General features: G+C 64.1%; 13 protein-coding genes and 1 riboswitch. Of the genes, 7 read left to right on the forward strand and 6 right to left on the reverse strand.

Features of this window, described 5'->3' with window-relative positions; all coding sequences use genetic code 11:
- Together H5T60_06545 and H5T60_06550 are read left to right on the forward strand one after the other, a co-directional pair.
- The coding region (locus tag H5T60_06545) for a hypothetical protein (GenBank protein MBC7242086.1) at nt 1–331 on the forward strand (331 nt) is incomplete at its 5' end.
- Between the two features lie 140 nt (nt 332–471).
- On the forward strand, nt 472–978 hold the full coding sequence (locus H5T60_06550) for a nitroreductase family protein (protein ID MBC7242087.1): 507 nt from the start codon (nt 472–474) through the stop codon (nt 976–978).
- A gap of 113 nt (nt 979–1,091) precedes the next feature.
- Here the strand turns inward: H5T60_06550 and H5T60_06555 are convergent, their stop codons facing one another.
- Complete coding sequence (locus H5T60_06555; GenBank protein MBC7242088.1) at nt 1,092–2,006, reverse strand: DUF4349 domain-containing protein; 915 nt, start codon at nt 2,004–2,006, stop codon at nt 1,092–1,094.
- Nucleotides 2,007–2,120: 114 nt separating this feature from the next.
- Nucleotides 2,121–2,855 (reverse strand): metallophosphoesterase family protein, encoded by a 735-nt coding sequence (locus H5T60_06560; GenBank protein MBC7242089.1) that lies wholly within the window; start codon nt 2,853–2,855, stop codon nt 2,121–2,123.
- A gap of 484 nt (nt 2,856–3,339) precedes the next feature.
- Here H5T60_06560 and H5T60_06565 point away from each other — a divergent pair, with 484 nt between their 5' ends.
- Both H5T60_06565 and H5T60_06570 read left to right on the forward strand, forming a co-directional pair.
- Nucleotides 3,340–4,146 carry a trypsin-like serine protease gene (locus tag H5T60_06565; GenBank protein ID MBC7242090.1) on the forward strand — a complete coding sequence of 269 codons (807 nt, stop codon included), beginning with the start codon at nt 3,340–3,342 and terminating at the stop codon, nt 4,144–4,146.
- A 508-nt stretch (nt 4,147–4,654) separates the two neighbouring features.
- The gene (locus tag H5T60_06570) at nt 4,655–5,941 is read left to right on the forward strand and encodes a hypothetical protein (GenBank protein MBC7242091.1); all 1,287 of its coding nucleotides are present in this window, start codon (nt 4,655–4,657) and stop codon (nt 5,939–5,941) included.
- A 46-nt stretch (nt 5,942–5,987) separates the two neighbouring features.
- On the opposite strand, the gene H5T60_06575 is transcribed toward H5T60_06570, so the two are convergent.
- The 4 genes from H5T60_06575 to moaA form a co-directional block, all read right to left on the reverse strand.
- A complete protein-coding gene (locus H5T60_06575) occupies nt 5,988–6,434 on the reverse strand; it encodes a molybdenum cofactor biosynthesis protein MoaE (GenBank protein ID MBC7242092.1) in 447 nt (148 codons plus the stop codon).
- A gap of 3 nt (nt 6,435–6,437) precedes the next feature.
- Nucleotides 6,438–6,677 carry a molybdopterin converting factor subunit 1 gene (gene moaD, locus H5T60_06580; protein ID MBC7242093.1) on the reverse strand — a complete coding sequence of 80 codons (240 nt, stop codon included), beginning with the start codon at nt 6,675–6,677 and terminating at the stop codon, nt 6,438–6,440.
- Nucleotides 6,678–6,685: 8 nt separating this feature from the next.
- Nucleotides 6,686–7,201, reverse strand: coding sequence for a cyclic pyranopterin monophosphate synthase MoaC (moaC, locus tag H5T60_06585; GenBank protein MBC7242094.1), 516 nt, complete (start codon nt 7,199–7,201; stop codon nt 6,686–6,688).
- Between the two features lie 121 nt (nt 7,202–7,322).
- Nucleotides 7,323–8,315 carry a GTP 3',8-cyclase MoaA gene (moaA, locus tag H5T60_06590; protein MBC7242095.1) on the reverse strand — a complete coding sequence of 331 codons (993 nt, stop codon included), beginning with the start codon at nt 8,313–8,315 and terminating at the stop codon, nt 7,323–7,325.
- Nucleotides 8,316–8,426: 111 nt separating this feature from the next.
- Nucleotides 8,427–8,567, reverse strand: a riboswitch (molybdenum cofactor riboswitch).
- 254 nt (nt 8,568–8,821) lie between these two features.
- Between moaA and H5T60_06595 the strand changes: the two genes are divergently transcribed.
- Genes H5T60_06595 through H5T60_06605 form a run of 3 tightly spaced genes read left to right on the forward strand, consistent with a single transcriptional unit; the run spans nt 8,822 to nt 11,074 of the window.
- On the forward strand, nt 8,822–9,121 hold the full coding sequence (locus H5T60_06595; GenBank protein ID MBC7242096.1) for an ABC transporter permease: 300 nt from the start codon (nt 8,822–8,824) through the stop codon (nt 9,119–9,121).
- 17 nt (nt 9,122–9,138) lie between these two features.
- The gene (locus H5T60_06600; GenBank protein ID MBC7242097.1) at nt 9,139–10,116 is read left to right on the forward strand and encodes an ABC transporter ATP-binding protein; all 978 of its coding nucleotides are present in this window, start codon (nt 9,139–9,141) and stop codon (nt 10,114–10,116) included.
- The gene (locus tag H5T60_06605) at nt 10,106–11,074 is read left to right on the forward strand and encodes an ABC transporter ATP-binding protein (GenBank protein MBC7242098.1); all 969 of its coding nucleotides are present in this window, start codon (nt 10,106–10,108) and stop codon (nt 11,072–11,074) included. Before H5T60_06600 ends, H5T60_06605 begins: the two co-directional genes overlap by 11 nt.
- The last annotated feature ends 91 nt before the right edge of the window (nt 11,075–11,165 follow it).

Here is an 11,165-nt window from a genome sequence, read left to right on the forward strand (position 1 = left end):
CGGCTCGGTGGTGCCCATGATCCCCCGCCTGATTGATATGGGGGTGCAGATCCTCAACCCGGTGCAGGTTTCCGCCGCCGGCATGGATACCGCCGCGCTGAAGCGGGAGTTCGGCCGGGAGCTGTGCTTCTGGGGCGCCGTGGACACACAGCGCGTCCTGCCGCGCGGCACGCCGGCGGAGGTGCGCGCCGAGGTGCGCCGGCGCATCGACGACCTGGCGGATGGGGGCGGGTACGTCCTGGCAGCCGTGCATCATATCCAGCACGGGGTGCCGCCGCAGAACATCCTCGCCATGTGCGACGAGGCGCTGGAGTACAGCGGCCGGCGGTAAGAAGAAGGGGATGGCCAGGGGCGGGGTTTCCGCATCTCCACTTACGTAACTGACTGTATAGGGCTTGCTCGTTTGCTCCAGTGCCTGGATGTGATAAGATTCTGAAAGACCTTTCCCAAGCGATACCGGGGAGACGTGCTATGGACACAATCCCAGTTCCGAATATCCTGGCGCGGCGCAGTGTGCGCCGCTATACGCCGGAGCCCGTCACCGAGGAGCAAATCACCACCCTGCTGAAAGCGGCCATGGCCGCGCCTTCGGCGGCCAACCGCCGGCCGTGGCACTTCGTCGTGGTCACGGAGCGGAAGATACTCGACACCCTGGCGGAGCGCCACCCCTACGCGAAAATGCTCTTCGAGGCGCCGCTGTGCATCGCCGTCGTGGGCGAACCTGCCGTCTCCGATTACTGGGTGCAGGACTGCTCGGCCGCGACGGAGAACATCCTGTTGGCCGCAGCCGGCATGGGGCTGGGAAGCGTATGGCTGGGGGTCCATCCGCGCGCCGAGCGGGAGCAGATGGTGCGGGAGGTGCTGGGCATCCCCGCCGGCCTCGTTCCCTTGTGCCTTATCGCCGTCGGTCACCCGGCGGAACACCCGGCGGCCCGTACGCAGTACGACCCGGCACGCGTGCACTATCAGCGTTGGTGAAGCACTGCCGGGCGGCCGAAGCCGGCGCCGGCAACTGTCAGAGAGCCCCAGGAATGGGGAATTAGGAAGAAAATAAGGGGCGGTCCGTTGCGACCGCCCCTGTGTCGGGTTGATTACTCTGCGGGTTTGCGCCGCCGGCGCCCGATGGCCCGGATGATCAGGACCAGCGCTACCACGGGCAGGGCGATGACGATCAGGATGGGGAGCACGACCACCACGAGCCAGATCAGGGCATCCACCAGGAAGCGGCCGGCGTTCACCAGCGCGCGCAGTGCCTCCTTCAAGGTTACCTGTGGGCTCCACGGCTCTTCCACCACCGGCTTCTGCAGTTCGTCCGGGATCAGCTCGACGTTGATGGTCGCCAGGGCGGTCATTCGCTCCAGGTACTGCATGCGCCCCTTCACCCGCTCGATCTCACCGCGGATGGTGGTCAGCTCGCGGTAGACGGCGAGGATGTCCTCGGCTTTGCCGGTGCGCTCGCGCACGGTGGCCAGCAGTTCGCGCAGTTCCGTCTCCGTGGCCTCCAGGTTGCGCAGTTGCGCGGAGAGGTCGGAGTATTCCTCTGTCACATCTTGTCCGGAAGAGCTTTCGCTCTCCACGCGCACTGCCACGGCGCGAATGCCATCCATGGCCTGGTCGAACTTCTCCGCCGGCACGCGCACCGCCATGCGGCCGCGCAGTAACCCTTGATCCCGGTAGGCGTTGGACTCCACCACATAGCCGCCCATGGATTCTACCAGGTCACGCACCTGGTTCATGGCCAGGGCGGTGTCCTTCACCACCAGGGTGAGGTTGCCCGTGCGGATGATCATGCGCTCGGTGAGCGACCCCACCTGGTAGGTGCTCAAGTCCGCGGCGCCTTCTTGAACGACCGCCTTTTCCACCACCACGGTGGCCGCGACCGGGGGGACGGCCTGCGGAAGGGGCACGCCGGCTTCCCGTTTGAGCGCCGACGCGCAAGCGGTCATGGCCAGGGCCAGCGCCATTACAATAATGATGCCCCACCACAACGACCGAGAACGCCTCATGTTCCTTCTCCTCCTCTGGCAAGGGGCCCGGCAAGGGATGCGAGGCGCCGGGCTTGCGACACACGCGTAAGACGCCGACGCGCCGGCCTTTGTTCCCGGGCCATGTCCCCAGCCTCACCAGCCGTAGCTCAGGCGGGCGATGAGGCGCGCCGGAAAGCCCAGCTCCGCCATCAGGGTCTGGATGGCCTCGATGTCATAGTCCACCCGGTGGATGACCAGCTCGCCCTTATCGGTGTCCCAGATGGCGTAGCTGGCGCGCGGGTCGCCGTCACGCGGCTGGCCGACACTGCCGGGGTTGATGATACAGCGTCCCTCGCCCAGCGGCACGGGCTCTTCGAACGGGGGCAGGTCGGCTTCGATGATGCGCGACTCTCCTTCTGTGCGTTCGACAAAGAGCGCCGGCGAATGGGTGTGCCCGATAAGGCAGTAAGGGGTGTCGAAGTGCTCGAAATTGGCGGCGGCCACGAAAGAGTAGAGGATATATTCCCAGATGGGTTCGCGCGGACTGCCGTGAACGATGGTGAAAGGCTCCTGCACCAGGCGGGTGGGGAGGGCCTCCAGATAGGCGCGGTTGTCCGGGGACAGCGCCTCGGCGGTCCAACGGGCGGCCCAGCGGGCCTCGGCGTTGAACTCGGCCAGGTCCAGCCGGCCCAACGCGGCCCAGTCATGGTTGCCGGCCACCGCCAGGTGCGGATGCTCTCGCAGAAGTTCGATGCACTCGTTCGGCTGGGGGCCGTACCCGACCACATCGCCCAGGCACCAGATGATATCGAAGGGGGCGGCCTGCTGGAGCACGGCCTGAAAGGCCGGCAGATTGGAATGGATGTCGGAGACGATCAACGCGCGCATATTGTCCTGTGCCTGTCCTGTTGGGAATGTCATACAGGGGCCAACCGGCCCGACCCATACCCCGCGTTCCTGCATGCAAAGGCCATGATATCATATTTCACAGGGAAATTCAAGCTTCTCGAAACGCTTGCACATTCTGCATAAGTGCGCGATAATGAGGGTGGAAACCCGTGCGGTGCAGGGGTGATTACGCATCTGGCTTGCACCGATGCCCAATCTCTCGTACACGTCCTTGCCCACCATGCCATTCCCTGACACCCCCTGACCCGGATACGGCCGATGGGTATGCCGGCCGGCGAGCTGGCGAAGCCTTGTGGTAAGGGCACGCACGCCGGCTCGCCATTGGAATGAACCGCTATGCTTAGGTCCCTTACACGCATGAAAGGAGGTGAGGCGATCCTACAGCACCACATTTGTCGCGGTTTGGGAAGGGTGGAGTCCATCGTAGGACGATGCACATCGAGTGCTCATAGGAGGTGACAAGATGCGCAGGCAACTTTGGGTGATGCTGGCGGTGATCACAGTGGTACTGCTCCTGGCAGTGCCCGCCTCGGCCGTGAAGTTCGGGGAACCGGATGGGGATGCCCATCCCTATGTGGGCCTGTTGGTGTTCGACGTAGGCGGCCGGCCGGCCTGGCGCTGCAGTGGAACCCTGCTCTCTCCGACGGTCATGCTCACCGCCGGCCACTGCACCTACGGTACCTCGGGCGGACGGGTCTGGTTTGAGGCCGACGTCGAGTCCGGTATTCCGGCAAACGGCTATCCTGTTGGCGGGGGTACCAGCATTGAGTTTGCCGCCATTTATACCCATCCGGCGTATGATGACGCCGCCTTCTTCCTCAACGACGCCGGCATCGTCATCCTCAGCCAACCGGTCTATCTGGATACGTACGGCACGCTGGCGGAGATCGGCCTGCTGGACCAGATTGCCACGCGGCGCGGCCTGCAGGACCGTAGTTTCACGGTAGTGGGTTACGGCTTGCAAAGCGTCAAGCCGACTCTGGAGTCCGACCGGGTGCGCTATCAGGGAACGGTACAACTGGTGGACGTGAACGGCACCGCCGGCATCCCCGCCGGCACCTCGGCCACGTTCACCAATAACCCCGGCAAGGGCAACGGTTCCGGCGGCACCTGTTTCGGCGATTCCGGCGGCCCGATCTTCTACGGCACCAGCAACGCCATTGCCGCCATCACTTCGTACGGCCTGAACGCCAACTGCGCCGGCACCAGCGGCGGCTACCGCGTGGATACCGCCGATGACCAGGCCTGGATCCTGAGCTTCCTGGAGTAACCGCGTTACTGCCCGAATGCCACAGCACCCTCCCGCAGGTTGCACACCTGCGGGAGGGTTTTTCCATGAATGGCCGCTGGCCTTCCCGTGCACCAGTGCTCCCCAAGGCAGGGGTCGCTCTCGTTCTGGAGCCCCTACGTTTCCATTCCCAACAGTTCGGTGCCGTGAAGATGAATAAATTGTCATCACCATGCAGGTGTATTTTCGCGCGTGCAATGATACGTATCGCATCTCCATATGATACGAATGAACATTAAGTATTGTTATTATTAACAAAATATCATGGCAATAAATTGAACAATGATACTTGACAAATCCATCATTGACGAGTATAATAAAAAATGGGTGGGAACTATGGAGCCCGGCCACGGCATTCCTGATGAGGGAACGGGAAGCTGAGGCGCGGGTTCGTAGCCTCAACAATATCCTCACTCTTGCCCACATTTCCATGAGCCGTTGGTTTCCGCGCAGGGCGCGCAGTTGCAAATGATCCCGAAGGAGGGAAAACATGAAACGTCCCCTGTTAGCTGTTGTAGCCATCCTGGCAATCCTGGCGCTGTTTGTTTCCGGAACCCTGGCGGTGCAGGGGCAGGGGCAAGCCGGCACCACGCTGACCGCAGAAAAGACCGCCGCCGGCTGGTGGAAAATCTACCGCACCTATGACTGGTCGCTGACGAAATCGGTGACCCCCACGTCGATGGAAATCCCCGCCGGGCAGAGCGGGACGTTCACCTACACGCTGACCGCCACGCGCACCCTCGTCTCCGAACAGGAGGTCTTCGGTGTAAGCGGGGAAATCTGCGTGACCAACGGCGGAGACCGAGTCACGGAGAACCTGAAGCTGGTCGACCAGGTGGAGTACAAGACCGGCGATGGTCAATTCCAGCCCCTGCCGGGTGCATCGCAGACCATTATCCCCAGCGCGCAGCTTGGGCCGGGCGAGAGCGCCTGCTACCCGTATTCCATCACCTTCATCCCGGTGGCCGGCGCCATCTATCGCAACTCTGTGAAGATCACCATCACCAACCACTCGGGTCATCTGGGAGAAGAATGGGGGCCGGAGCCGAAGGCGGGTTTCTTCTTGCCGAGCGAGCCGACCGTCATCGAGTATGATGCGGAAGCGGACGTGACCGATTCGCTGACCTGCCCGGACGGCTTCTCCTGCCAGTACACCTGCTGTGATGATCCCTGTGGACCGCAGTTCCCGGTGCACCTGACGGATTCCCGCACCGGTTCGTACTGCGTGGTGATCACCAACGTCTCGGCCATGTGCGACACCTATTATGAGTTTCCCAACACCGCTACGCTGACGGAGAAAGACTCCGGGGAGACCCGCACGGCAACCGCCAATGTGACGGTGTACAGCGGGCCTTGCGCGGGGGGCTGCACGCTGACCATCGGCTATTGGAAGACGCACGCCGGCTTCACCGGCCGCAATCCTGACCGCGTGACCCCGCTCCTGCCCATCTGGCTCGGCAATGCCGGCGGCGCCAAGTCCGTGCAGGTGACGACCGCCTCCCAGGCCGTGAACATCCTCAGCATGGGCTTGGGGCATCCGTCCAACGGCATCACCAAGCTCTACGCCCAACTGCTGGCCGCCAAGCTGAACATCAAGAACGGAGCGGATGGCTCTGCAGTGGCCGACGTCATCACCGCCGCGGATGATTTCCTGGCCATGTATGATTACACCGCCTGGTCCTCCCTCTCCAAGGCCCAGCGGAAAATGGTCCTTGGCTGGATGACCACGCTCGATTACTACAACAACGGTTACATCGGCCCAGGGCACTGCGACTAACGCACAATAGCATGGGGCCGCTGGGATTTCCCAGCGGCCCCTTTCTTTATGCCTGCGGGTGTGCCGGCCCCTCCACCCACCACTCGCCGTCGGCCGCCACCTCCTTCTTCCAGATGGGGACGATCTCTTTGATGCGGTCGATGGCATAGCGGGCCGCATCGAAGGTGTCGGCTCGATGGCCGGCCGCCACGGCAATCACCACGCTGATCTCCCCCGGCTCCTGATGGCCGATGCGGTGCACGATGCTGACATCCTCGATGGCCGGCCAGCGCTCCCGGATCTCCCGCCCGATCTGCTCCAGCATCTCCTCGGCCATCTCGGGATAGGCCTCGTACTCCAGGTAGCGGATCTGCCGGCCGCGGCTGTGGTCCCGCACCACGCCGATGAACGCCGTGACCGCCCCATACGCCGGCGCCATGACCCGCCCCACGACGTCATTGACGTCGATCGGCGATGTGACGATCTCGAAACGCTTCTTGCCGGCGCCGCCCATGGCTCATCCTCCGCTCACCGGCGGGAAGAGGGCGATCTCATCGCCGTCCGCCAGCCGGTCCTCCATGGTCACATAACGGCGGTTGCGCGCCAGCATGATATGCTCCCGCCAGCGGCCCAACGCGGGATACAGGGCGCAGAGCTGATCCAACGCTTCCCCGACGGTGATATCGTCGGGCAGTTCCAATTCGACGGCCTCGATGCCGGCCGCGTCGCGCAGTGATGCGAAGAGACGCAGACGCACGCGCATATTTATTCCTCCAGGATGATTTCCCCGCTTTTGCCGCCGGCCTTGCGCACCAGCCGGATATCGGTGATGCGCATGCCGCGGTCCACGGCCTTCGCCATGTCGTAAATGGTCAGCGCCGCCACCGACACGGCGGTCAAGGCCTCCATCTCCACGCCGGTCTTGCCGGTGGTGCGCACCGCCGCCTCGATATCAATATAGGCCGGCTCCTGGTCCGCCGGCCCCGGCGTCAGCTCAACGGCCACATGGGTGAGCAGGAGCGGGTGGCACATGGGGATGAGGGTGCCGGTGTGCTTGGCGGCCATGATGCCGGCGATGCGGGCCGTGGTCAGCACATCGCCTTTCTTCATCTGGCCGGCCTGGATCAAGCGCAGAGTCTCGGCGCGCATATAGACGCGCCCGCGCGCCACCGCCACGCGTTCAGTGTCCGGTTTGGCGGTGACGTCCACCATGCGCACCTGTCCCTGTGCATCCACATGGGTCAGGGATGGATTTTCGACATTGGTTGGTGTATCGTTCATGGTCTCCCTCGCACATAGTAAGTAGGGCGGCGCATGCGTCGCCCTACGCGCCCATCTGGGTCATCCCAGGCGTACTGCCGCGCCGGCCGCCCCGTGTGGTCCATGGCCCCCGGCCCGCTCCTCACCCCCCGATCTGCGACATCAGCCGGCCGGTGGCGGTGATGTCCTCGGCCAGATGATGGCCGGCCGGTTTCTGTTCGATGGCCTGGCGGAGGATGACCTGCAGTTCCTCCAGGCCGGCGCCGCGGCGCAGGGCGGCGCGGATATCAATCTCCTGATCGGAGAGCAGGCAGGGCCGCAGTTTGCCGTCGGCGGTCAGGCGCAGACGGTTGCAGTGGAAGCAGAAGTGCTCGCTGACCGCGGAGATGAAGCCGATGGTGCCGGGTGCGCCCGGGAGTCGATAGTAGCGCGCCGGCCCGGCCCCCCGCCCCGCCCCGTCAGATGGTTCCAGCGGTCCCACCTCTGCCTCGATGCGGGCGCGGATTTCCGCCACCGGCACAAAACCCACTTTGGCCATGCCGGCGGTTTCCCCCACCGGCATGACCTCGATGAAGCGGATATGCCAGGGCCGCGCCAGCGTCAGCCGGGCGAAGTCGGGAACTTCGTCATCGTTCAGGCCCCGCATGACCACGGTATTGATCTTGATGGGATGCAGGCCGGCCTGCTCCGCGGCCTCGATGCCGGCCAGTGCGTCATCCAGCTCGCCCAATCGCGTGATCTGTCGGAAGCGCGCCGGCTGGAGGGTGTCCAGGCTGACGTTGACCCGATGCAGGCCGGCGGCCTTCAGCTCCTGGGCGTGTCGGGACAACAGGATGCCGTTGGTGGTCATGGAGATGTCGTCAATGCCCGGCACGGCGGCGATCATGCGTACCAGCTCGGCGATGCCCAGGCGCGCCAGCGGCTCTCCGCCGGTCAGGCGGATTTTGCTGATGCCCAGGCCGGCGGCCGCCTCCACCACCCGCGCGATCTCCTCGTAGCGCAGTATCTCATCATGGGAGAACTTATGTGGGATGCCCTCCGCCGGCATGCAGTAGATACAGCGCAGGTTGCACCGGTCGGTGACCGAGATGCGGAGGTAGCTGATAGGACGCGCTAGCGAATCCAAGCAGGGCATAGACCCTCCTCTGGCCGGGCGGGGCCTGGGGAAAACAGCCGGCGGCATCGGGGGAAAATAACCGCTCGCGGGCCAGGGGGAATATGCCGGCGAGCCGATCGGACAGGATGTAGTTGCATGGACCGTTCTCCTTTCCAAGCACGGGAGGCGAGGGCGTTTCCGCCATCACCCTTGAGACCTCATTGGTCTACTGCGGCTAACCGCCGTGGGCTATGCGCCGGTAGGACAGTTAGCTCGGAGAACTCGCGTGCTTTCATGATACATGCAAATTATAACCAAATGCCGCCGGCCGTCAAACGCGGTACGGCGGGTCTTGGAAGGGTCATGAAGATGGTATGCCGGCGCGGGAGCAGGCTCAGGGATGGGGCTTCTGAACCGGATGTGCCCGCTGTACCTTTTCGAGGCCTCCGTATTTGACAGGCCGGCCCCGCCGGATATGATAAAACAGCATGGCCCCGGGCAGGCGCATGACGGCGAAGTGCCGCCGGCAGTGAGGTGAGGGACCCATGAGACGTATGGCCACCAGCGTGGCCAACACCCAGCAGGAGACGATGCTGTTGGTCTGGCTGACCCTGCTGCCGTCCATTTTCTTGGCCGGCTTTTTCTTCCCGATCGAGGCCATGCCGCCGGCCCTGCAGGCGCTCAGCTACCTCATCCCACTGCGCTATATGCTGGTCATCATGCGCGGGATTATCCTGAAGGGCGTGGGCCTGAACCTGCTGATCCCGCATGTGATCCCGCTCCTCATCTTCGGTGTGTGCATCATGGGCGCGGCCGCGATGCGCTTCCGCAAACGGCTGGAATGAGCGAGAGGCAGTCCGATATGTCCGACGTGGTCATCGAGACCCGAGGGTTAACCAGGCGCTTCCGCAAGGTGGTAGCAGTAGATCATCTGGACCTGACCATCTACCGCGGGGAAATCTTTGGCCTGCTCGGCCCGGACAGCGCCGGCAAGACCACCACCCTGCGCCTGCTGTGCGGGCTGATGCGCCCGAGCGAAGGGTCGGCGCGCGTCGCCGGCTGTGATACCGTGCGCCAGGCGGAGGCCCTCAAGCGTCAAATCGGCTACATGCCCCAGCAGTTCTCCCTGTACGGCGACCTGACCGTCATGGAGAACCTGCTCTTCTTCGCCGATATCTTCGACGTGCGGGAGCCGGAGCGTTCCCAGCGCATCGAGCGGTTACTGCGCTTCGCCGGCCTGGCGGAGTTCACCGGCCGGCGCGCCGCCTACCTCTCCGGCGGCATGAAACAGAAGCTGGCCCTGGCCTGTGCGCTCCTGCATCAACCGCCCATCCTTCTGCTGGACGAGCCGACCACCGGTGTGGACCCGGTCTCGCGCCGCGAATTCTGGCAGATCCTGACGGAACTGCACCTCGCCGGCGTTACCCTGGTCATCACCACGCCGTATATGGACGAGGCGGAGCGCTGTACCCGCGTCGGCCTGATGTACCAGGGCCGGCTGATGGTGTGCGACACGCCGGCGCGCATCCGTCAGATGATCGAGGGCGAGGTGATCGAACTGCAGGTGGGCGCCTTCCGGCAGGCACGCCTGCTTCTGCAGGATGCGCCGGGCGTCCTGGAGGTGCAGACCTACGGCGAGATGCTTCATCTCATCGTGGACAACGCCGAGGAGCACATGCCGGCCATCGCCGCCCGTTTGGAAGAGGCCGGCATCCCCGTGCTCTCCATGCGCCGCACGCGGGCGCGCATGGAAGAGGCGTTTATCAGCCTGATCCGCCGGCAGAACGCCCGCCTGCAGGCTGAAATTACGGCATCGGGAGCAGAAGGCCATGGCGGATGAGCTGGCGGTGGAGGTGCGCGGCCTGGTAAAAAAGTTCGGCGATTTCACGGCGGTGGACAATGTCCACTTCACCATCCGCCGCGGGGAGATATTCGGCTTCCTGGGACCCAACGGCTCCGGCAAGACGACCACTATCCGTATGCTGTTAGGGCTACTGCGGCCGACCGCCGGCGAAGCTACCGTGCTGGGCTTCGACATTCGCCGGCAGACCGAGGAGATTCGCCAACGCATCGGCTATATGTCCCAGCGCTTCAGCCTCTATTATGACCTGACCGTCTCCGAGAACCTCGATTTCTTCGGCCGTACCTACGGCGTGCGCGGGGAGCGGCTCCGACAGCGGAAGGAGTTCGTGTTGGAGATGGCCGGCCTGAAAGGGCGCGAACGCGAGCTGACCCGCAACCTTTCCGGCGGATGGAAACAGCGGCTGGCGCTGGGCGCGGCCATCCTGCACGAACCGGAGATGCTGTTCCTTGACGAGCCGACCGCCGGCGTGGACCCCATCTCCCGCCGCGCCTTCTGGGACCTGCTGTACGAGCTGGCCGACGCCGGCACCACTATCCTGGTCACCACCCATTACATGGATGAGGCGGAGCACTGCCACCGCCTGGCATTCATTTACCGCGGGCGCATCATCGCGCAGGGCACACCGGAGGAAATCAAGCGCCAGATGCCCGGCCAGGTGCTGGAGATTGACAGCGAGGCGCCGGATGAGGCCGTGAAGCTTCTGCGGGCCAGCGGCGTGTTTGATGAGGTGGCGCTGTATGGCACGTTGGTGCATGCGATCGGCCCGGACGCCGGCGCCCGCGCGGACGAGGTGCGGGAGATGCTGGAGAAGGCCGGTGTGCGCGTCTATGCGGTCAATCATATCCCACCTTCTCTGGAGGATGTCTTTATTGCCCGGGTCGGGGAACAGGCGAAAGCCGCTGACCGGAACCTGGGGATCGGAGGTCGGTTATGAAGCGCACCCCTCGCATCATCATCGGGGCAATTCTGGCGATGCTGGTGCTGGCCGCCGGCATATACCTTTGGCGGACGCCGGCGGCGCGTTC

The sequence above is a fragment of the Anaerolineae bacterium genome (assembly GCA_014360855.1).
GTDB lineage: Bacteria > Chloroflexota > Anaerolineae > JACIWP01 > JACIWP01 > JACIWP01.